The sequence below is a fragment of the Corallococcus carmarthensis genome (assembly GCF_003611695.1).
Lineage (GTDB): Bacteria > Myxococcota > Myxococcia > Myxococcales > Myxococcaceae > Corallococcus > Corallococcus carmarthensis.
In genome coordinates, this window is the sequence record NZ_RAWE01000166.1 from 1 (window position 1) to 22,918 (window position 22,918).

At 66.8% G+C, this 22,918-nt stretch carries 14 protein-coding genes; 11 read left to right on the plus strand and 3 right to left on the minus strand.

Annotation, left to right across the window (positions count from 1 at the left end):
- From D7X32_RS31760 to D7X32_RS47890, 11 genes are all read left to right on the plus strand, one after another.
- A partial coding sequence (locus D7X32_RS31760) for an EamA family transporter (RefSeq protein WP_147450343.1) occupies positions 1 to 433 on the plus strand: 433 nt, incomplete at its 5' end.
- An 80-nt stretch (positions 434 to 513) separates the two neighbouring features.
- Positions 514 to 1,236, plus strand: a complete 723-nt coding sequence (locus D7X32_RS31765) for a nucleotidyl transferase family protein (protein WP_120606323.1) — start codon at positions 514 to 516, stop codon at positions 1,234 to 1,236.
- On the plus strand, positions 1,233 to 2,147 hold the full coding sequence (locus tag D7X32_RS31770) for a type VI immunity family protein (RefSeq protein WP_120606324.1): 915 nt from the start codon (positions 1,233 to 1,235) through the stop codon (positions 2,145 to 2,147). The genes D7X32_RS31765 and D7X32_RS31770 overlap by 4 nt, the downstream gene beginning before the upstream one ends.
- A 73-nt stretch (positions 2,148 to 2,220) precedes the next feature.
- Positions 2,221 to 5,409 (plus strand): DISARM system SNF2-like helicase DrmD, encoded by a 3,189-nt coding sequence (gene drmD, locus D7X32_RS31775; protein WP_244239291.1) that lies wholly within the window; start codon positions 2,221 to 2,223, stop codon positions 5,407 to 5,409.
- Positions 5,410 to 5,440: 31 nt separating this feature from the next.
- Positions 5,441 to 9,340: a DNA methyltransferase gene (locus D7X32_RS31780; RefSeq protein WP_244239292.1), complete on the plus strand. Its 3,900-nt coding sequence runs from the start codon at positions 5,441 to 5,443 to the stop codon at positions 9,338 to 9,340.
- Between the two features lie 8 nt (positions 9,341 to 9,348).
- On the plus strand, positions 9,349 to 12,687 hold the full coding sequence (gene drmA, locus D7X32_RS31785; RefSeq protein WP_120606326.1) for a DISARM system helicase DrmA: 3,339 nt from the start codon (positions 9,349 to 9,351) through the stop codon (positions 12,685 to 12,687).
- Positions 12,674 to 14,521 (plus strand): DUF1998 domain-containing protein, encoded by a 1,848-nt coding sequence (gene drmB, locus D7X32_RS31790; RefSeq protein ID WP_120606327.1) that lies wholly within the window; start codon positions 12,674 to 12,676, stop codon positions 14,519 to 14,521. The genes drmA and drmB overlap by 14 nt, the downstream gene beginning before the upstream one ends.
- Positions 14,512 to 15,198 (plus strand): DISARM system phospholipase D-like protein DrmC, encoded by a 687-nt coding sequence (gene drmC, locus D7X32_RS31795; RefSeq protein WP_120606328.1) that lies wholly within the window; start codon positions 14,512 to 14,514, stop codon positions 15,196 to 15,198. The genes drmB and drmC overlap by 10 nt, the downstream gene beginning before the upstream one ends.
- 165 nt (positions 15,199 to 15,363) lie before the next feature.
- Complete coding sequence (locus D7X32_RS31800) at positions 15,364 to 16,032, plus strand: hypothetical protein (protein WP_244239293.1); 669 nt, start codon at positions 15,364 to 15,366, stop codon at positions 16,030 to 16,032.
- Positions 16,029 to 16,964, plus strand: coding sequence for a type VI immunity family protein (locus D7X32_RS31805; protein ID WP_120606329.1), 936 nt, complete (start codon positions 16,029 to 16,031; stop codon positions 16,962 to 16,964). The genes D7X32_RS31800 and D7X32_RS31805 overlap by 4 nt, the downstream gene beginning before the upstream one ends.
- Positions 16,965 to 17,127: 163 nt before the next feature.
- Positions 17,128 to 17,304, plus strand: coding sequence for a YegP family protein (locus D7X32_RS47890; protein WP_120606330.1), 177 nt, complete (start codon positions 17,128 to 17,130; stop codon positions 17,302 to 17,304).
- A gap of 174 nt (positions 17,305 to 17,478) precedes the next feature.
- Here D7X32_RS47890 and D7X32_RS31815 read toward each other — a convergent pair whose 3' ends face one another.
- From D7X32_RS31815 to D7X32_RS31825, 3 genes are all read right to left on the minus strand, one after another.
- Complete coding sequence (locus D7X32_RS31815) at positions 17,479 to 19,431, minus strand: sulfatase-like hydrolase/transferase (protein WP_244239294.1); 1,953 nt, start codon at positions 19,429 to 19,431, stop codon at positions 17,479 to 17,481.
- Between the two features lie 94 nt (positions 19,432 to 19,525).
- On the minus strand, positions 19,526 to 21,499 hold the full coding sequence (locus D7X32_RS31820; protein ID WP_120606332.1) for a hybrid sensor histidine kinase/response regulator: 1,974 nt from the start codon (positions 21,497 to 21,499) through the stop codon (positions 19,526 to 19,528).
- A gap of 119 nt (positions 21,500 to 21,618) precedes the next feature.
- Positions 21,619 to 22,918: response regulator (locus tag D7X32_RS31825; protein WP_120606335.1), on the minus strand; the 1,300-nt coding region annotated here is incomplete at its 5' end.

Consider the following 22,918-nt stretch of genomic DNA (forward strand, 5'->3'; position numbering starts at 1 on the left):
GGGCGGCGGGGGCGTGGCGGCGCTGGCGGTGGTGGTGGCGCCCATGGCGTGGGCCTTCGGGTCGGTGTGGAGCCGGCGCTTGCCGATGCCCGCCGGGTTGATGACGCCCGCCACGCAGATGTTGAGCGCGGGCGTGATGATGATGGCGGTGAGCTTCGTGCTGGGGGAGCGGATGGCGGACAGCGTGCCCCCGCGCGCGATGGTGTCGTTCGTATATCTGGTGGTGTTCGGTTCGCTGGTGGCGTTCAGCGCGTATGGCTATCTGCTCAGGCACGCGAGGCCGGCGCTCGCGACGAGCTATGCGTACGTGAACCCGGCGGTGGCGGTGTTGCTGGGCGTGGTGTTCGCGGGAGAGACGCTGGGTCCGCTGACCTTTGGCGCGATGGGCGCCATCCTGGTCGCGGTGATGCTGCTGGCCCGTGGGAAGCGGTGAGCCGGTTCACGGGCCTGTGGTTGGCTTGTGTCCTGCTCACGGCGTGTTCCGGAGGAACGCGGCATTCCCGGCATGGTGAGTTGGGGTTCGTCGATTCGGATACCGCCGCACGGGCGAAGTATGCGGCCCATGTGGCGGAGCAGGCCGCCGCGTCCGCCACCCGGGCCGCCGCGTCTCCCCTCCTCCAGGCCATTCCTCCGGCCGTGCTCGCGGCGATGCAACACGACCACGATGCGGATGAGTTGGAGGAGCAGCTCGCCGCGTGTGCCGTTCAAGCCGAGCAGGTGGGCAATGCTCGCTACTTCCAAAATCGGCCTCCGACTCGGCAGGAGTGCGGCGAGGTGGTGGAGCACGACCGCTGTGGCAACCCGGTCACCCTGGCCATGTACCTGGGCAAGCAGAAGCACGTGCTCGCCCTGGCGTGCGCGGAACAAGTGCTGAAGAAGCTGTGGCCCGCGCCCGTCAGCATCGAGCAGCGCTACCGCTACTATCCGAACGCCCGGATGGTGGAGTCGATCAGCCAGGAGAAGGAAGCGCGTCTCATCGCCGAGGGATGCACCGAGGAGCTCCGAGGGACCATCAAGCCGGACCTCGTGCTCCATGGAGACCGCAACCTGCTGAAGGCCGCGCTCACCCTGGACTTCAAGTTCCCGTGTCCGAACACCAATCAGCCTCGGTGGACTGAATACGGAGGCAACAGCCCCTACGCCTATGAGTCCCAAGGGGCTATCTACGAGAAAGCACTGGGTGGACGAGCCATGCTCGTGTCGCCAAAAACAGGTGTGGAGCCATTCAAGCGATGAATCCTGTCTACCCGATCATCCGACTTCGAGGCAGGGGCGAGTGGCTCGCCGGACGAGATGGTGTTGTGCTTGCCTTCTTCATCCATCGCGACCACTCGGAGGTCGGGCCTGCGGTCTGGCGATCGATTCAAGCCTATCGTCACGCCATCCCGCCCGGCTCACTCAACTGGTACACGTCTGCCGATGGAGACATGGTTCCGCTGGATGACGAGGGATGGGAACACAATCGCCATGTGGTGATCGAGCGAATCGGGGGAGGAAGCCGGACCGTGGAGCTGAGGGAAAGCCCTAGCGAAACCGGGAACTACCAGGTCGAATACTACGGCCGAAGGCTCGACAGCCCCATCCATGATGCTCCCGCCACCACTCTCTCGTTCACCTTCCCCACGGAGTACCTGCTCGAGCACGGTGCGGTCCAACTGCGCGCACTAGCAATGGAGTTGGCTCGCGAGCTTCCCTTCAACTTCGGCTATGCCAGCTTCGCGATCGTCTCCTCAAGAGGTTCATGGGCCGCCGCGGATTGGAACCAGGTCGAATCGCTCCTCGCCCGCTACCCGGGGCTAGATATCCCCCATGCCGGAGAATTCAGCTCACGCCTTGGGGACAGGGCACTGAGCGCGTCCTGGCTGACCTTCTTGGGTCAGCCACTGCTCGGGGCGTTGGGCGGTATCCACGTGCTGAAGGACGCACTTTCCTTCCCGGATGTGTCGCTGCTGCCCATGGACGGTGAACGCCTGCTGGTCACCCTGAATGAATGGCCCGACCCCATCGACACTGAAAAGGCAGCCGTCCCTGCTCAATACGGTGCACTGGCGCACCTGCTTGAGCCATTCACGTTCCAGTACAGCGGCAAAGACCTTATTCCGTACGAGAGCGACATGAACAAATGGCTAAGAAGACTTCTCCAGTAGAGGGCAATACCACCTTCGAGTTACCTCCTCTGGGGAATACACTACAGCCCTGTAGCACGGCACTGTGTTTAACGTGCCCACCGCTCCCCTGCCGTGCGCGGGTGATATCGCGCAGGTCCGACACCGCCAATATCTGGTCAACGAGGTCGTAGCTCCTTCGGATGTCCGGGAGCAACACACCCTCGTCCGTCTCACATGTCTGGATGACGACGCACAGGGCCGGCCCCTGTCTGTCCTGTGGGAGCGCGAGCTCGCCGCGCGGGTCATCAAGCCCGAGCAGAGCGGACTGGGAACGCCCGAGCGTTTCGACGAACCCCGCCACTTCGCCGCGTACCTGCACGCACTCAAGTGGAGCTCCGTCACCGCCACCGACGCCCGGCTCTTCCAGGCGCCGTTCCGCGCGGGCATCCACCTGATGAACCACCAGCTCACGCCGCTCAAGAAGGCGCTCGAGCTGCCCCGGGTCAATCTCTTCATCGCCGATGACGTAGGGCTGGGAAAGACCATCGAAGCCGGGCTGGTGATGCAGGAGCTCATCCTCCGCCAGCGTGTCGACAGGGTCCTCATCGTCTGCCCGGCGTCCGTAACGCTCCAGTGGCGTGATGAGATGGAGAAGCGCTTCGGCCTGCGCTTCGAAATCTTCAACAGCGAGTTCGTCTCCCGCCGTCGGCAGGAGCGCGGCTTCCAGGTCCCCGTCTGGGCCACGCACTCGCGCTTCATCGTGTCGTACCAGACGCTGCGGCGCAGCGAGTACTTCGAGCCGCTGAAGACCCTCCTGGAGGAGAAGGGTCACCACAAGTCCATGCTGGTGCTCGACGAGGCGCACGTCGTCGCCCCGGCATCGGCCAGCCGGTACGCCATCGACACGGAGACGACCCGCAGCATCCGCTCCCTGGCGGAGCGCTTCGAACACCGGCTCTTCCTCTCGGCCACACCCCACAACGGTCACTCCAACAGCTTCTCCGCGCTGCTGGAGATGCTGGACCCCCAACGTTTCACGCGGGGCACTCGCGTCCGCGAATCCCAGCTGGCTCCCGTCATGGTGCGCCGACTCAAGGGCGACCTTCGCGCCCTGGGCAGCGCGCAGCGATACCCGGAGCGGCACGTGGTGGGCGTGCGGCTGACGCATGACTCGGGACGCTGGCACGCCGAGTGGCTCGGTCCGGACGGGAAGACCGTCGAGCAGCGTGTCGACCTGGGCGAAGGGGCGGCCGCTGAACTCGAGCTGTCCCAGAAGCTCGCGCGCTACACGGAGCTGATGGCGCCCGGCACGAAGCAGGGGCGCCTCGTCTTCATCAACCTCCAGAAGCGCCTCCTCTCCAGCATCGAGGCCTTTCACCGCACCCTCTCCGTCCACGCGGCGGCCTTCGGCGCGGGGAACCTGGCGTCTGACGGCGGCGCACTTACCGGCGACCCGGCCCCTGAGTCCGAGGAGCATGGCGAGACGGACGACTCCCTCGAACTGGCGTTCGCGGAGACCATCCGCGAGCAGAGCCAGGAGCTGTCCGCCAGCATCCAGGCACGTCAGCTTCTGGATGACATGCTCAAGCTGAGCGCCCGGCACCGCACCGCCCGGGACGCGAAGCTGCGGGCCCTGCTCCACTGGATTCGTGAGCACCAGTGCCCGCTCACCCGGGGCGCCGCCTGGAAGCCCCGCCGGGTCATCGTGTTCACGGAGTACGGCGACACGCTCCGCTATCTCAAGGAGCAGCTCACCGCCGCCTTCGAGGGAACCCAACGCGGGGATGAGCGCATCCTCACACTGACGGGCGGCATCGATGACGTGAAGCGCGCGGAGGTCCAGGCCGCCTTCAACGGCCCGATGGAGGAGTTCCCCGTGCGGGTCCTCCTCGCGACTGACGCCGCGCGCGAAGGCATCAACCTGCAGGGACACTGCGCGGACCTCTTCCACCTCGACGTTCCGTGGAATCCCTCGCGCATGGAGCAGCGCAACGGTCGCATCGACCGCGCCCTGCAATCCGCGTCCACCGTGTGCTGCGGCTACTTCGTCTACAGCCAGCGCGCCGAGGACGCGGTGCTGGACACCTTGGCTCGCAAGGTGGAGACCATCACGCGCGAGCTGGGCAGCCTGGGCAGCGTGCTGATGGACCAGATGCACGATGCCCTCGCCGCGGGCATCACGAAGGGCACGCTGGAAAGCCTCGCCCGTGCCGCGACGTCCTCCCGCACCGACGTGACGAAGCGGGAGCTGGAGTCCCAGCGCACGCTCCAATCCCTGCGTAAGGAGCTGGATTCGATTGGAGAGCTCCGCGAGCAGAGCGGCAAGGTGATGAATTTCAATCCCGTCCTGCTGCGCGATGCACTGGACGTGGGCTTTGAGCTGGCTGGCGCGGGTCGGCTGGAACGGGAGACCGTCACGGAGGAGGGCCAGAAGCTGGAGGCCTGGAAGGTCCCCGCCCTTCCCGCTTCGTGGAACACGACCCTGGATGCCATTCGCCCCAGGAGGGAGAAGGACGAAGCGCCTTGGGAGTGGCGCAAGCGCCCTGTGTCGCCCGTGGTCTTCGAGGCGCCTCCAGGGGTTGCCAGCAAGCTCGCGCACCTGCACCTGTCCCATCCGATCGTCCAGCGGGTGCTCCAACGGTTCCTGGCGCAGGGGTTCTCCGCGAACGACCTGAGCCGGGTCACAGTGGTCCAGACCAAACGCGACGCAGTGGCGCGAGTCATCGTCTTCGGCCGGCTGTCGCTCTTTGGCGAGGGTGCCGCGCGGCTCCATGACGAGGTGGTCTCTGTTTCAGCAAAGTGGCTGGACGGGGGCGGCCGCGGGCATTTGAAGCCCTTCGCGGACGAGGCGGACCGCAAGGCGATCGATCAACTGGAGACCACGCTGGCGGAAGCGCCCGCGCTCTTGGCGACACCTCGTGCGGTCCAGAAGCGACTGCTGGCCAGCGCCGCGTCCGACTTCTCGAAGCTCTGGCCTGCGGTTGAAGAGCAGGCGGCACTTCGGGAGAAGGACGCGCGCAAGAAGCTGGCTGCGCGTGGAACCGCCGAGGCGAAGGCGCTGACTGAAATCCTCCTGAGCCAGGAGGAAGCCATCCGGGAAGCGCTGGGGGCACAACTTGAGCTGGGTATCCGTGAGGAGATCGACCAGTGGCGCCGAGATCGCGCCCACCTCTCGGAACGACTGGCTGCGCTCAAGAAGGAACTCGCGACGCAGCCAGAGTCTCTGAAGGGGTTGTTTGCCGTCCGGCTCGTGAGGGTCATGCCTGTGGGCATGGTGTACCTCTGGCCGAGTTCGCGCTGACGCCCGCCGATTTCTTCACAGGGGGGAACGCATGAACGACGTCGAACGTCGCTATCACCAGACATGGCTGGGGATGGCACAGCCCATCGAAGGACTTGTGGTTTCCATCCCGGTCCTCGAGGACGCGCAGTGCATGCAACGCCTGCCGGTGTCCGCTCAGTCGCGGTTCGTCCTGCTGGCAGGCCGGGAGTCACCGCGCGTGACGGATGTCCCTCGCTTCCTCCGGGAGGTGCTGGGCTACGCCGAGGATGATTTCGTCACGGAGTTCCCAGAGGAGCTCCGGCTCGAGATCGCGGAAGGACAACAGACGCTCCGGCCCACCCGAGGCCTGCGTCGGCGCGGTCTTCCTCCCGCGAAACCGGAAGGGCTGCCGGATGACTCCACGCCCATCAGCCGGGCCGCGGAAGGCTTCGCGCTCCTGACCTGGGAACTGCCGCCCGGGATGGACCTGGACAAGAAAGAGGACACCACGGGCGCTTGGTTCTACGAGCCGACCGCGAAGTTCGACCGTCTGCTGCGCGCCGCACGGGTTTCCATCGGACTGCTGTTCAACGGGGACTCCGTGCGCTTGGTGTACGCGCCCCACGGAGAGACCTCCGGGCACCTCACCTTCCGGTTCAAGGACCTCGTCACTTCCAGCGGCCGGCCCCTGTTCGACGCGATGGTGATGCTCCTGCATGCTCGCCGTTTCTTCGGCGTGCTGCCCGAGCATCAGCTTCCCTCACTGCTGGAGCAGTCCCGCCGCCGTCAGGCGGATGTCACCGAGGAACTGGCTGGCCAGGTGCTGGAAGCGCTGGGCATCCTTCTCACGGGCTTCGAGGTGGCTGCTGAACGGGACGGCTCCCACGCCCTGGATGAAGCGTTTTCACGAGGTGAGGACCACGTCTACGGCGGACTCCTCTCCACGCTCTTGCGGCTCGTCTTCCTCCTCTACGCGGAGGACCAGGGGCTGCTTCCCGTGGACCAGGAGCCCTACCGCGACGACCTGTCGGTGAAAGCGCTCCACGCGCAACTGGTAGAGGACACCCACCAGTACCCCGATGCGATGAACAGGCGGTTCGGTGCGTGGCCACGGCTGCTGGCGCTCTTCCGATGCATCTACCTTGGCGCCTCCCACGACAAACTGCGAATGCCTGCACGGCGAGGACAGCTCTTCGACCCCAAGGCATTCCCATTCCTGGGAGGCACGAGCACCGACGACTCAGGCACGGATAAGCCGGCGCCAGCCATTGACGATGAGACCGTTCACCAGGTTCTGGAGCGGCTCATCTTCCTCAAGGGCCAGCGACTGAGCTTCAGGTCGCTCGACGTGGAGCAGATTGGCTCCGTGTACGAGGGGCTGATGGGCTTTCACGTGAAGCGCCTGACGGGCGCCGGGATCTGCCTCAAGCCCTCGAAGGTCTGGGTTTCCGCCGATGAAGTGCTGGCCCACCCCGTGAAGCGGCGCGCCGCATGGCTGGAGGAGGAAGCCGGACTCGAATCGAAGGCGGTGAAGACGCTGCCGAAGGCGCTGGAACAGGCGGACACGGAGGAGAAGGTCCTGGCCGCACTGGAGCCCTATCGGGTGAGGGGCACAGAGATACGGCGGGCATCCCAACTCGTGCTCCAGCCCGGCGACGAGCGACGGCGGACCAGCAGCCACTACACCCCCCGAAGCCTCTCCTCCCCCATCGTCCGACGGGCGCTGGAGCCGCTGCTCAAAACGATGGGGCCTCAGCCTTCATCGGAGCGACTCCTCAACCTGAAGATCTGCGATCCGGCCATGGGGTCGGGGGCCTTCCTCGTGGAGTCCTGCCGCTTCCTCGCGGACCAGGTCATCGCAGCATGGACGCGCGAGGGCGTGCTGAAGCGCGACAAGCACGAGGACGAGGTGATGCGGGCACGCCGGCTGGTGGCGCAGCGGTGCCTGTACGGCGTGGACAAGAATCCGTGGGCGGTGAGTCTCGCGAAGCTGTCGCTATGGCTCGTGACGCTGGCGAAGACAGAGCCCTTCACGTTCCTGGACCATGCGCTCAAATGCGGGGACTCGCTGGTCGGGCTCGACCTTGACCAACTTCAAGCGTTCCACTGGGACCCGAAGAGCAAGAAGCAGTCCGAACTGCCCTGGGCGTTCATCAAGAAGGCGCTGACGCGAGCGCTGGAGAAGCGCGAGGAGATCCTCCGGCTCGCGCTCGAGCTAGAGGGACCGCAACGCAAGCCGCTTCAGCTTGATCTGGACCCCGCCCGGGTGAAGGAAGGCCTTCTCCGTGACGCGGATGCGGCACTGATGGACGTCAAGCAGATCGCCAATGCATGTGTGGGGGCGTTCTTCGCCCATGGGTCTGACAAGGAGCGGGAGAAGGAGCGTGTCCGTCGGCTCGATCTGATTGGGACTTGGCTGTCCAAGGAGAAGAATGGCGTTCTGCCTCCCATGCCGGCGGACATCACGGCGTTCTCCGCGCCGGCCTGGACGTTCCACTGGCCGCTGGAGTTCCCGGAGGTGTTCCACGGGAGCCGTCCCGATCCGCTCGACAACGAGCAGCCCAACAAGACTGCATGGATTGATGGGTTCGTAGGGAACCCGCCCTTCGCGGGAAAGAACGCCATCATCGATACCGGGGGAGAGAACTACCTGCCCTGGCTCCAGGCGGTTCACGAGGGCGCGCACGGCAACGCCGATCTGTCCGCACACTTCTTCCGCCGCGCGTTCCACCTGCTGGGTGAGCACGGCAGCTTCGGTTTCATCGCCACCAACACCATCTCGCAGGGAGACACGAGGGCCACGGGACTGAAGTACCTGGTAGACCACGGCGGCCACCTGTATGACGCCGTGCGTTCCATGAAGTGGCCGGTGGCCGGAGCCAATGTCTCTGTGTCCGTGGTGCATCTGGCGAAGGGCCATGTTTCCAATCTGGCGCCTCAACCCAGGCTGGATCGCAAGGAAGTAAAGCAGCTCAACTCCCGGCTCAGGGGCAAGCCCGAACGAGCAGACCCCGTGATACTCAGCGCCAATGCGGGCAAGAGCTTCCAGGGAAGCATTGTGCTTGGAATGGGGTTCGTACTCAGTCCCGAGCAGCGCTCGGCCCTCGTCGCAAAGTCATCCAAAAACACGGCATGCATCTTTCGCTACGTGGGTGGCGAGGAGATCAATTCTGACCCGAGCCCAGACCTCGAAAGATACGTCATCAACTTCGGCCAGATGGAGCTGGACGAAGCAGAGCGTTGGCCCGACCTCATCCGCATCGTGCGGGATTTGGTGAAACCGGAGCGAGACAAGGTCAAGGACAGAGGAGCGAAGCAGTCCTGGTGGCAGTTCATCCGTCCCCGTATGGAACTCTATCAATCGCTACGTCCGCTGAGCCGTTGCCTCGCCATCTCACGAGTTTCAAAGCATTTGATGTGTTCGTGGCAGCTCCCATCCGTGGTGTTCAGCGAACAAGTCATCGTTGTTCCGGTGGAGCAGGACCACTGGCTGACGGTGCTGCAATCGCGGGTGCATGAAGTCTGGACCCGGCTTCTGTCTTCATCCCTCGAAGACCGACTTCGCTACGCTCCCAGCGACTGCTTCGAAACCTTCCCTTTTCCCGACGAGCCACACGTCACGGAACTCGACGCCGTAGGCAAGCAACTCGACTTCGAACGCACCCACTACATGCAGGCCAACAACATCGGCCTGACGACGACGTACAACCGGCTCAAGGACAAGTCCGTCACTGACGCCGCGACGCAGCGCCTGAGGAACCTGCACGTGGCCGTGGACCAGGCTGTCCTGGATGCCTACGGATGGGATGACATCCACGCCCCTCCGTACTGCGGCGCCACCGCGTCCCAACTCGAAGCCTTCGAGGACGAAGTCCTCGACCGCCTCTTCGATCTGAACGAACAGCGCGCCTACGAGGAAGCCCACCCGGGCTCTCGCCGTCCCTCGAAGTCTCGCAACCAGACCGCCTGAGCCCTCTCATGAACAACAGCGACTCGGGCGCGGTGCGCGCCCATCTCATCGATGCGCTCGAAGCAGACCTCGTCGGCCCGTTCCACAAGCCACCGGGCGCTCCCGTGTCGGACACCCCGGAAGTGCTCCGCAATCCGCCGTCCCGTTGGTACCTGACAGGCTTCCTCGTTCCCCTCGACCAGGGCGTCATCGAGGACGACCCTGACGATGAGGAAGACGACCTGGCCGCGGGCAATGACGAGGACAACGAGGAAGCCTCCCGCCCTGACCCGACCGCCAAGAAGGTACGCCGCCTCCCCGCATCCATGGGGCTCTCCGTCTTCGTTCCCTCTGGCACTTCCCAGCTCACCGCTCATGTCTGCTGGGCGGACTACCAGCGCATCGAGGCGGACGGGCGCAAACCGTGGAGCCGCGCCTTCCACCAACGCACCGTCACGCTGCCCCTGAACGACGCGGTGCTGCGCGAGGGCGTGAACCTCCAGGACAGCCGGGGCCTGCGCCTGGAAGGCCATGTGGAGAAGACGCCTGAAGGTGAACTCGCCGTCGCCATCTTCCTCGTGAACGCGCGCACGCCCACCAGCACCGCCGTCGACCGCGACGAGTCCTACGCCTTCCAGACCCACCTCGCCCTGGAGTGCGCGAAGGGCTTCGTCGGCCGGCAGGACTCGAGCGATGCCCGAAGCGAGGACGATGACGACCTCGTCAATGACCTTCAGTTCCGACAGCGCCAGCAGTGGGCCGTGGGCCACGGCGTCTCCGTGCGAGTTCCCTCCGCATCCCTACCCGTCATCCGCGTGGAAACGGACTGGCTGCCGCGCGTGGAGGTGCTCCCCGTCGAAGCGCGCAAGCTTCACGAATTCACGGTGGGGATGGAACAGCTCGCCGCGTTCACGACACCTCCGGAAGCCGTTGCGGCCCTGAGCCCTCTGGTGCTGGCCTACCGCGACTGGGTGGCCGAGCAGGCCGTCATCGACGTGGGGAGCGACCGCCGCGTGGAGACGCGGGATGAGCTCGTTCGCCGTGCCCGCCACGCGGCCACCCGCATCGAGGAGGGCATCCAGCTCCTGGAGCGGGAGCCCATTGCCTTCGATGCCTTCCGCTGGATGAACAGCGTCATGGCCCAGGCCGAGCGCAAGGCGCGGCCGACCGAAGCTCCCGAATGGCGCCTCTTCCAGCTCGCCTTCATCCTGCTCAACCTCCCCTCCGTCGAGGACGAAGCCCACGCGGACCGCGAGCTCGTGGAGCTCATCTTCTTCCCCACGGGCGGCGGAAAGACGCAGGCCTACCTGGGCCTCATCGCCTTCACCCTGCTCCTGCGCCGCCTCCGGGGCCAGGCGCATCTCCACGGTGGACTCGGCGTGGCCGTACTGCTGCGCTACACGCTGCGGCTGCTCACGCTCGACCAGCTCGGCCGCGCGGCGACGCTCATCTGCGCGCTCGACGTGCTCCGCCAGCAGGAACCGAAGCGCCTGGGGGCGGTCCGCTTCTCCATTGGCCTGTGGGTCGGCCGCTCCGCCACCGCCAACACGCTGGAGCAGGTATCCACGCAGATCACCGAGTACAAGAACGACAACAGCACCCGCGCCCAATCGCCCTTCCCGCTCGCCACCTGTCCCTGGTGCGCCACTCCCTTTGAACGAGAGTGCTTCATCCTCCGGCCCTCCAGGTCCAAGCCGGAGGAGGTGCTGGTCGGCTGCGCGAACATCGCGTGCGCCTTCAACCTGGGCCGCAACCCGGAGGGGCTCCCCGTCCTCTTCGTGGACGAACAGATCTACCGCGAGCTGCCATGCTTCCTCGTCGCCACCGTGGACAAGTTCGCCATGCTGCCCTGGCGCGGCGAGACGGGGTTGCTCTTCGGCCGCGCGCTGGGCCGCACCGGGAAGCGCTTCGTCGGCCCGTGCGATGACGCCGCGGCCGTGAAGGCGGCGCTCGTGACGCTGCCGAAGGGGCTGCGTCCCCCGGAGCTCATCGTGCAGGACGAACTGCACCTCATCTCCGGCCCCCTGGGCTCCATGGTGGGCCTCTACGAAGGCGCCGTCCTGACGCTCGCGCCCCGCGCGAAGCTTGTGGCGTCCACCGCCACGGTCCGCCGCTCGCGACAGCAGGTGAGCCGGCTCTATGGACGGGACGTGGCCCTGTTCCCACCGCCCGGCGTGGATGCATCCGAGACGTTCTTCGCCTCCGTGGGGAAGAAGGGTGCGCGCCATTACGTGGGCGTGGCGGCGCCCGGACGGCCCATGAAGGCCATCCTGCTGCGCGTCTATGTCAGCATGCTCGCCGCCGCCGCGCGCGGTGAACAACTCCATGGCGCCGTGAGCGCCGACCCGTACCTGACGCTCGTCGGCTACTTCAACAGCTTGCGTGAGCTGGGCGGCATGCGCCGGCTCGTCGAGGACGAGGTGCGCCGGCTGGTGATGGACCGTGTCCGCCGCCGGCCGGAGGACTTCGACAAGGAAACCGAGCACCCCTGGTACAGCGGCAGGACCATCCGCGGCGAGCCCATCGAGCTGACCAGTCGGGAGAAGACCGCCGACATCAAGGCCTCGAAGAACCGCCTGGAGCTCACGCACGGGCAGCCCCAGAGCATCGACGTCGTGCTCGCCAGCAACATGATCTCCGTGGGCGTGGACATCGACCGGCTGGGGCTCATGGTCGTGGCGGGTCAACCCAAGACGACCAGTGAGTACATCCAGGCGTCCAGTCGCGTGGGCCGCAGGGCGAACAAGCCCGGCCTCGTGGTGACGTGCCTCAATGCAGCCAAGCCCCGCGACCGCAGCCACTACGAGCGCTTCGGGACGTACCACGAGTCTTTCTACCGGTTCGTCGAAGCCACCTCGGTGACGCCCTTCTCCGTCCCGGCGCTCGACCGGGGCCTGGCGGGCGTGGTGGTGGCGCTGGGCCGGCTCCTGGACACCGCCATGACGGCGCCCCTGGAGTGGAAGTCATTGCAGGCACACAGGGACGCACTGGAGGAGTCGCTCGAAGTGCTGGCGAAGCGCGCCGGGCGCGGGCTGCCCAAGGAGGAGTCCGAGCGCGCCAGTGGCATCGTGATGCAGCGGGCGCGGAGCCTGCTCGACTCGTGGCGCAACATCATCGAGCAGGCGAAGAAGGACGCCGCGCAGCGCGCGTACTCGCCCTACGACCCGGAGGGAAAGGGGCTCAAGCCGCTGCTGCGTGGCTTCCTCGACTCCACCGACAACCTCACCCAGGACGAGCTCAAGTTCGAAGCGCCCACGTCCATGCGCGACGTGGAGTCCTCGGTGCACCTGTGGATTTCACGTCAACCGCTGGGCGGCTATCGCGCCCCGAAGGCAGCGACGGAGGAGGTGGCGAATGGCGAACCGTAGGAAGTGGACGAAGGCCCGCTCGACGCGTCCGCCGGACGGGCGCGTGCGCCAGAGCCAGGTGGTCTCCACCTTCGGCCCGGGCAGCATGCTGGACCTGCTGAACGACGCCGTCCTCGTGGGCGGCCTGGACTTCTGGCGGCTCAAGGGCCAGGGCGAGGTGGTCAACGAGCCTCGGCTCCTGGAGATCGTCGAACCGCTCTACCACCGCAACAAGTGGCCCCTCAGCAAGGAGGCCCCCTTCCGCAAGCCACCGGCCGGGGATGAACGCGAGCCGACGGAGTCCTGCGGCATCCAGGTGTATGAGTTTCCGCGCTGGTTCGTCTGCCAGAACCCCCGCTGCCGCGCGCTGGTTCGTGCCAACAGCCTGGAGCGGGTGAATCAGGAGTACCGCCACCGCTGCTCGGGCGTGGACGCGAAGCCGGAGCGCTGCGTGCCGGTGCGCTTCGTCGCGGCCTGTCCGCGCGGCCACCTGTCGGACATCGACTGGTCCTGGTGGATGCACGAGCGCAAGCCCTGCGACGCCCCGCAGCTCAAGCTGGAGGAGGGTGTGAGCGGCGACTTCAGCGACATCGAGGTCGCGTGCTCGACGTGCGGCAAGCGCAGGCGCCTCATCGACATGACGCACAAGGAGCAGCAGGACCGCTGCGACGGGGAGCGGCCCTGGCTGGGGCTGGAGGCCCGGGAGCGCTGCGACGAGAAACAGCGGCTGCTGGTCCGCACCGCCAGCAACGGCTACTTCGCGCAGACCACCAGCGCCATCACCATCCCCGAACCGGAATCGCTCCGGCGCAAGGTGCAGTCCGCGTGGAGCATCCTCCAGGCGGCCACCGCGGAGAGCCTCCCCGCCTTCCGGACCATTCCCCAGGTCCAGGTGGCGCTGGGCTCCGTCTCCAACGCGGAGGTGCTGGCGGCCATCGCGGCGGAGCGCGAGCACACACCCGAAGCCGTCCCGGAGATCCGCACCGCGGAGTGGCTCCAGTTCCTCGCGCAGCCGCAGGAGAAGCCTGGCGAGATGCCCCGGGACCGCACCGAGGTCTTCTGGGCCCGGCGCATCGCGCGGCCCCAAGGGCTGCCATCGCTGGTCGAACGCGTGGTGCTGGCGCGGCGCCTGCGAGAGGTCCAGGCACAGGTCGGCTTCACCCGGCTGGAGCCGCTGACGAAGGACCTCCAGGGCCGCTACGACCTGGACGTGGCGCTCGCACCGATGTCTCTGCACCGGGACTGGGTGCCCGTCACGGAGATGCAGGGTGAGGGCATGCTGCTGGTGCTGGACGAGCAGCAGGTGCACGCGTGGGAGACCTCCGCTCCGGTGCGACGGCGCGAGGAGGTACTCAAGGCCGGATGGGAGCGCTGGAAGCAGGGCTCCGGGTCGAAGCTCGCCTTCCCAGGGGTGCGGCTCTACCTGCTCCACTCACTGGCGCACCTGTTGATGACGGAGGTGGCGCTGGAGTGCGGCTATCCCGCGAGCTCCATCCGCGAGCGGCTGTACTGCGCACCGCACAGCGATGCCGTCCCCATGGCGGGCATCCTGCTGATGACGGGCACCACGGGCGCGGAGGGCACGCTGGGCGGCCTGGTGGAGGAGGGCCGGCGGCTGGGACAGCACCTCGCCCGGGCGCTGGAGGACGCGCGGCTCTGCTCCAACGACCCCGTGTGCGCGCACCACGAACCGACGGGCCGCGACGACCGCGACCTGGAGGGCGCCGCGTGCCATGGCTGCCTCTTCCTCCCCGAGTGCTCCTGTGAGCGCTTCAACCAGTACCTCGACCGCGCGCTCGTCGTGCCCACGCTGGGCCATGAGGACGTCGCCTTCCTGAAGACGCCGTGGACCTGAGTGGCGTGGCGACGCCGGAACTGGAGCGGCTGCGAGCCGTGATTGCCGCGCGGCGGCTCGGGTTTCCACTGTCGCGGCTGGCGCTCCGGGGAGAGGGGCTGGAGACGCTGGAGGGTGAGGCCGCGGCGTTGAACGCGCTGGGACGGGAGGGGACGCTCGTGCTGCTGGACACACTGCTCGTGGAGCGGCGCGGGGGTGCCCGGCGTCCAGAGCTGGTCTGGACGGGGCCGGAGACCCGCTGGAGCGGCGCACGCGACACGGCGGTGGTGCTGGCGGACCTGTTCCACAAAGCCACGAACACGGTGCTGCTGGCCGGGTTCGCGTTCGATCACGCGGCGGACGTCCTGCGTCCGCTGCATGAGGCACTCGAGCGGGGCGTGGGCTGCCGGCTCTATGCCAGCGCATCGGTGGCCTCCTCGTTCTTGCGGGAGCACTGGCCCTTTGGACCGCCCTTTCCGGAGTGCCATGGCTTCTCGCCGGAGAGGGGCGTCTTCGCCAGCCTGCATGCGAAGTGCGTCGTGGTGGACGCACGATGGGTCTTCGTGACGTCCGCGAACTTCACCGACCGGGGACAGACACGGAACATCGAGGTGGGCGTGCTGCTGGAGGATGCGCGCCTGGCAGCGGTGCTGGAGTCCCAGTTCTCCACGGGGGAGTGGTTCACACGGGTCGCCTGACATCGCATCACGCCGGATAGAGTCCGGCGCGTGCGTCCCGCGATGAGTCCATGGGTGGCCTGCCTCCTGCTCACGGCATGTGCTGGCGGTTCACGGCATTCCCGGCACGGAGAGCTGGGCTTCGTTGATTCAGAGACCGCTGGGAAGGCACGGCACGCAACCTACGTGGCGGAGCAGTCCTCCGCCCAAGCTGCAACCCGGGCCATCGTCTCCCCTCTGGTCCGTGCCATCCCTCCGGCCGTGCTCGCGTTGATGCAGCAGGACCACGATGCGGATGAGCTGGAGAAGCAGCTCGCCGCGTGCGCTGTCCAGGCCGAGCAACTGGGCAATGCTCGCTACTTCCAGGGCCGGCCTCCGACGCGGCAGGAGTGCGCCGAGGTGGTGGAGCACGACCGCTGTGGCAACCCGGTTACCCGGGCGATGTTCCTCGGCAAGCAGAAGCACGTGCTCGCCCTCGCGTGCGCGGAACAGGTGCTGAAGAAGCTATGGCCCGCGCCCGTCAGCATCGAACAGCGCTACCGCTACTATCCGAACGCCCGGATGGTGGAGTCGATCAGCCCGGAGAAGGAAGCCAAGCTCATCGCCGAAGGATGCACCGAGGAACTCCGGGGGACCATCAAGCCGGACCTCGTGCTTCATGCGGACCGCAACCTGATGAAGGCTGCGGTCACCCTGGATTTCAAGTTCCCTTGTCCGGACACCAACCTGCCAAAGTGGACGCCGTATGGACCCAGCAGCCCGTACTTCGGCAAGGACCAGGGTGAAATCTACAAGGCAGCTCTGGGCGGACCGGCGATGCTCATCTCACCGGGCTTTGGAGTGAGGGCGCCATGAGGGATGCCTTCCCAGTCATCCGGCTTCGCGGCAAGGGCGGTTGGCTCGCGGGACGCGATGGAATCGTCCTCTCCTTCTTCATCCATCGGAGCCCCGAGACTTTCGCCCCTGCGATATGGCGCGCCCTGCAGACCTATCTTCGAGCCATTCCCTCCGGGACGCTGGGTTGGTATCCCTCGGAGGAAGGAGAGCTGGCCCCGCTCGACGCACAGGGATGGGAACACATCCGGAAGTACCTCCTGGACCCACCCTGGAGGGGCGTCTGGCCCCTTCAGCTGATGGAGAGCCCGAGCGAGGCCGGCAGCTACCACTTCGAGTATTACGCGCGCCGCCTCGGGGATCCCATCCTCAAGGACCCCATCAGCTCGGTGTCGTTCACGTTTCCGACCGAATACATCCTGGAACACGGGGCCTCACAGCTGCGAGATCTTGCGCTCCAATTGGGTCGCGAGCTGCCTTTCAACTTTGGCTATGCCAGCTTCGCCATTGTGTCACCGCAAGGATTGTTCAGCTCGGGTGACTGGAGCCTCATCGAGTCGCTCCTCGGTCGTTATCCGGGTCTGGATGTCTACAATACGCGGGAGTTCAGTTCAGTCATCGGCACGCATGCACTGGGCGCGTACTGGCTCACCTTCCTGGGACAGCCACTGCTGGGACGACTCGGTGGCATTGAAGCGCTGCGAAGGGGGATTCCCTTCCCCGAAGCCAACCTGCTGCCGCTGGAGGGGGACCGGCTGCTGATCAACCTGGGCGAGTGGCCCGATGCCATCGATACCGAGAAGGGCGCGGTGCCGCCTCAATACAGTGCCCTGGCCTCGCTGCTGGAGCCGTTCCTCTTCGAATACAAGGGAAACGAGCTCAACGGTTTCGAGCGCCTCATGAACCAATGGCACCGTAGACTCCTCTCCCCATCAGCCCAAGTGACTGACTGACGATGCAGCCAGAGCACTGAATTTGTGTTCCTCACTCCTCCGAGGGATTCCGCTGATCCTACCTGGATCCGCTATAGCACTGGCACGTCTCAGCAGACCATCTGCCAGGACGCATTGGTAGGGCTGGAATTGCGCATGCCAGCCCAAACGAGGGGACACAGACATGAACACATTCAAATTTCAAATCTACAAGGACGCCAGGGGGGAATGGCGTTGGAAGCTCATTTCAACCAATGGCCGTATCGTGGCTGACTCGGGGGAGGGATACAGCAGTTCAAGCGCAGCTCGCGACGCCGCTCAGCGCGTGAAGGACAATGCTGGGGAGGCAACGATCGAATGAAGTCGCTTGGATGATCGCTGCTCAACTGGAACGCATCTCCTGACGGGTCATGTCGTGCTCGACGAGGGGCAGCAAGAATCCCCTCGGGCTCTGTCGGCCCGAGGGGGTACTTCGCCCAGAGGCTATTGCTGAGCCTGCCTCGTCGGTTGCCCAATGCGCTCCAGTCGCAGCGCTTCAGCTCCCTTGCGGCCAGGGCGCCAGCTTCTCCACCTCGTACCGCTCCAGCAGCGCATGCGTCGCGCGCGCCGCCTCTTCCACCTCCACGCGGGACAGTCCGCGCGGCAGTGACGGAATCAGCGTCGGGAACGGCCGGTCGAAGACGAGCAGGTTCTCCAGCTCCAGCGGATCCGTCTCCAGGTCATACAGCTCCCACTGGTCCGCGTGCTCGCCGGACGGGTCAAAGGTCCTCGCCAGCTTCCAGCGGGGCGTGCGCACGCAGCGGACGTGGTTGGGCTGGCACACCGCTCCAGGCTTCAACCCGGGCACCTTGCCCTGCTCCCGCAGCCGCTCCACCGCGCGCGTGTACACGGAGAACAGCGCGTCGTCGTGCATCTGGTGCGGGTCTCCCGTGCGCGGCAGGGGCTCCGTGATTTCGTCGTCCGTGACGAAGAGCACGCCCTCTCGTGGCGTGCCGTTGGGCTCCAGCACCGTGGTCGACTCGCCCCTCGCCAGCGGGCTCAGGTCCGCGCCCACGAACGGCGGCACCGGACGGTGGAGCCGCAGGTCCGTGCGGATCGCCGCCTGCTCCTCCCGCTGGATGCCCGCCAACCCCAGCACCGTGGGCACGATGTCCGCGTGGCTCGTCAGCGCGTCGATGTACCGCGTCTCCTGCTCCTCCGAGAACTGCACCACCAGCGGCACGTGCAGCGCCTCCTGGTAGGCCGTGTGCCACTTCTCCATCAGGTAGCCGTGCGCGGCGCCGTACTCGCCGTGGTCGGAGAGGAACACCACCACCGTGTTCTTCCGGAGCCCCGTCTCGTCCAGCGTCCGCAGCACCCGCGAGATGTGCCCGTCCACCAGGTGGATGAGCCACGCGTAGTACTGCTGGAAGCGCTCCGCCGCCTTCTCCGGGTTCTCCGTCAGCTGGAACGGGATGCCCGCGTTCAACGTCACCGTCACCGGGTCGATGTTCTCGTTCGCCTGGTGCAGCGTCAGCCCCGTCTTCGAAGACAGCGCGAGCCCCACCTTGTACGCGTAGTCCCGCTGGCAGTCCGGCTTGTTCGCCAGCGTGTCCCGCAGGTTCGACGGCACGCCCGCGTTCTCCTGCGGGAACCCCAGCGGATTCAGCGGCACATTGAACGTCCCCGCCGTCGGCGTCACCGACCGCGCGCCCGCCGCCGGCACCGTCAGCGGCCCCACCTTGGGCGAGTCCGGGTCCAACTGCCGGGGCAGGATGGGATACGTCGCGATGTCGTGCGGGTTGGTGAACGACGCCACCGCCAACCACGGCTGGGCCTCACCCGCCGGCGCCTCCGCCCGGGGGGCCGCGTACGACTGCTCCCCGAGCGCCCGGTTGTACGGCTCACCCAACGCCATCCGCCGCAGGAAGCCGCACGCCAGGTCGGAGAAGCCCTCGTCGCGGAACGCGCCCAGGTTGTTGATGGAGGCCCCGTGCGGCTCCGGATACGACAGCTCCCAGTCGTCAAAGCCATACTGCTTCAACGAGTGGTCCGGAGGATTGCTCACGTGCCACTTGCCGAAGTAGTGCGTGTGGTAGCCCGCCTTCTGGAACCAGTGCCCCAGCGTCGGAATCCCCGTCGCCGACAGCCACGGGAAGGCTGCCGCGTCGCCGCTCTTGAACAGGCCATCCGTCTGCGTGACACCCGTGCGCGTGCCGTACTGCCCCGTGTAGATGACCGCGCGGCTGGGAGTGCACGCCGACGCCGCGATGGTGTGGTTGCGGAACACCGCCGCGTTCTTCCGCAGCGCCGCGAAGCCAGGGAAGAACTTCCGGAACGGGTTGTCCTCCCCGCCCTCATCCACGAAGCCCAGGATGTCCTTGATGCCGGGCAGGAAGCCGCCCTCCGGCCCATAGGCGAAGCGGGGGAACATGAGCTGATCAACCGTCAGGATGAGGATGTTGGGCCGCGAGGATGAGGACATGGCCCGCAGCAGAGCACGGGCCATACCAACCCATTCCTCCCCTGGCCCCTGCCTTCCCCACCCCGCGTGCCGCGTCCCAAGGGGACGCAGGCCGCGTTCCCAACCAACGCGGGGGAGCTCAGCTCGGGGTGCTCGAGATTTCCGTCGGCGTCGCCGCCTGGGCCTCGGTGCGCCGGGGCAGCCAGACGTTGAAGGTGGAGCCCTGGCCCACCGTGCCGGTGGACTCCGCCCAGATGCGGCCGCCGTGCTGCTCCACGATGCCCTGGCTGATGGTGAGCCCCAGCCCCAGCCCGCCGTACTTGCTGCCGTGCGCGCGGCCGAAGCGCTCGAAGATGATGCGCTGCTTCTCGCTGGGGATGCCCACGCCCTGGTCCTTCACGGACAGGTGCACGCCGCCATCGCCCTCCGCCACCAGGCGCACCAGCACCTGACCGCCTTCGGGCGAATAGCGGATGGCGTTGGACAGCAGGTTCGTCAGCACCTGGTCCAACCGCCCCCGGTCCCACGTGCCTTCCAGGTGCTCGGGGACGTCCACCTTCAGCTCGTGCGTCTGCGACAGCACCGCCATGCGGTCCCGCGTCTCCAGCACCAGCTGCGACAAATCAAACGGCTCCAGCTCCAATGACAGCCGCCCCGCCTGCAGCCGGCTGATGTCCAGCAGGTCCTCCACCAGCTTCGCCATGCGGTCGATCTGCCGGTTGATGATCTGCAGCGACTTGCCGGGGCCGGCCTCCGTCTGCCCGCCCAGCTTGAGCAGCGCCAGGTGCGCATGGCCCTTCGCCGCGGCCAGCGGCGTGCGCAGCTCGTGGCTCGCGGCGGCGAGGAACGCGTCCTTCGCCTCGCTCGCCAGCCGCAGCGCCGTCTCCGCGCGCTGGCGCTCGGTGATGTCTCGCGCCACGGAGATGAAGCGGCCGGGGCCCTCCTTCTCCGCCACGAACTGGAGCACCACCTCCACCGGCACCTCCGTGCCGTCGCGGCGGCGGTGGTTGGTGGAGTACGTCTGCGACGGCAGCGTGCCGGACATCAGCGGCGCCAGGAGCTTGCGGAAGCCCGACTCGTCGAAGGCGCTCTCCACCTCCAGCACCGACAGGCCCACCAGCTCCTCCACGCCCGCGGACAGCTGCTTGGCCGCGCCCGCGTTCGCGTACGCGAGCGTGAGCGTGTCCGGGGTGAACATCAGGACGCAGTCCAGCGTAGCATCCAGCGTCGTCTTGAAGCGGCCCAGCGCCTCTTCCGCGCGACGCTTGTCGTCGATGTCCGTGGCGATGGCCAGCCAGCCCACCAGCGCCCCGTGCTCGTCGTGCTCCGGCACCGCGCGCGCCAGGTGCCAGCGGTAGACGCCGTCCTTGCGACGCAGCCGGAACTCCTCCGTGCTGTTCTGCACCTGGACCAGCGCGTCGCTCCACACGCCGCGCATCCGCTCGCGGTCCGCCGGGTGCACGTCCTGGAGGAACGAGGAGAGCGACAGCTCATACCCCTCGTGATGGCCGGTGTAGTCGCGCCAGGCCCGGTTGGCGTACGTCAGCGACCCATCCGCGCGGGCCGCCCACATGGGCTCCGGCAGGGCCTCCGTGAGCCGCCGGTAGCGCAGCGCGCTCTGGCGCTCCAAGGCCTCGCGGTCGCGCTGGCGCAAGAGGGCCGCCTGGCGCTGGAGCTGCTGCTCCTTGAGGAACAGGTCCACGAAGACGCTGACCTTCGAGCGGAGGATTTCCGGGTCGAAGGGCTTGAGCAGGTAGTCCACCGCGCCGTGCGCGTAGCCCTTGAAGACATGCGCCGCGTCACGGCTGAGCGCGGTGAGGAAGATGATGGGGATGGTGCGCGTGCGCTCGCGCTGCTTGATGAGCGCCGCCGTCTGGAACCCGTCCAGGCCCGGCATCTGCACGTCCATCAGGATGACCGCGAAGTCGCGCTGCAACAGCTGCTTGAGCGCCTCCTCGCCGCTGGTCGCCTTCACCAGGTCCTGGCCGAGCGGCTCGAGGATGGCTTCCAGCGCCAGCAGGTTGGCCGGATGGTCGTCCACCATCAGGATGGCCGCGCGCGTGGAGGCGACGGCTTCCTGGGGACGTTCCGGAGTGTGCTCAGTGGAGTTCATGTGCGCGGTGGGGGAGCGCGTGGGTCAAGAGACCCGAGACACGGCGAACAAGGCTAGGGCTGCCCCCTTCCAGACGGAAGTGCAAAGGGGGCACGACGGTGGATCGTCCTCGTTGAGTATCAAGCACTCACCCACAGCCGGACCAGTTCCAACAGCTTGTCGGTATCCACCGGCTTGGGCAGGTAGTCGCTCGCACCGGCCGCCATGCACTTCTCGCGGTCGTCCTTCAGCGCCTTCGCGGTGACGGCGATGATGGGGAGGCTGGCGTACTTGGCGTCCTTGCGGATGGCACGCATGGTCTCGTAGCCATCCATCTCCGGCATCATCACGTCCATCAACACGACGTCCACGTCGGGGTTGTGGCCGAGCATCTCGATGGCCGCCCGTCCGTTCTCCGCGAAGACGACCTGCATGCTGTGATTTTCCAGCACGCTGGTGAGCGCGAAGATGTTGCGCATGTCGTCATCCACCAGGAGCACCTTCTTGCCGGCCAGCGGTGCGTCCTGGTCGTTGCGCTGCGCCAGGGCCGCGCGCGCGCGAGGCGGAAGGTTCTCATCCAGGCGGTGCAGGAAGAGCGCCGTGTCGCTGAGCAGCTGGTCGGGGCTCTTCGCGCCGCTCTTCAGGATGACGCTGCCGGTGTAACGGCGCAGGCGGGCCTCGTCCTTGGGCGTCAATTCGCGGCCGGTGTAGACGACGATGGGCAGGTCGCGGAAGCGCTGCTGCGTCTTCACCTCCTCCACCAGCTTGATGCCGTCCATGTCGGGCAACAGGAGGTCGATGACGAGGCAGTCGTACTCGTTCTCCTCCAGCTTCTGGAGGGCTTCCTGGCCGGACGCCACCGCGGTGACGACGACGTCGCCGCCATCGCTGAGCAGCTGGGTGAGGCTGCTGCGCTGCACGTCGTCGTCTTCAATGACGAGCAGGCGGCGCTCGCGGCGCTCCAGGAAGCGCGACAGCTGGCCGAAGACGCGCTCCAGGCCCTCCTTGCTCACGGGCTTGGTGAGGTAGCCGAACGCGCCCTGGGTGTTGCCCAGGTGCTTGTCCATCACGCTGATGATGTGGACGGGGATGTGGCGCGTGCGCGGGTTGCGCTTGAGGCGGTCCAACACGCTCCAGCCGTCCACCACGGGCAGCTGGATGTCCAGGGTGATGGCGTCCGGCTGGTACTCGTGCGCCATGGACAGGCCGCTGTCGCCGCGCGTGGCGACCAGGGCCTTGAAGCCCTTCTCGCGCGCCATCTGCACCATGATGCGGGCGAACTTCAGGTCGTCCTCGATGATGAGCAGCGTGCGGTCACCCTCGCGGATGAGCTCGCGGTCGTCCTCCACCACGACGGGCGTGTGCGACCCCTCCACCTGCGGGGGCAGCGCGGCGTCCAGCACGTGGGCCTGCGGCTCCGACACCAGGGGTGGCGGCGAG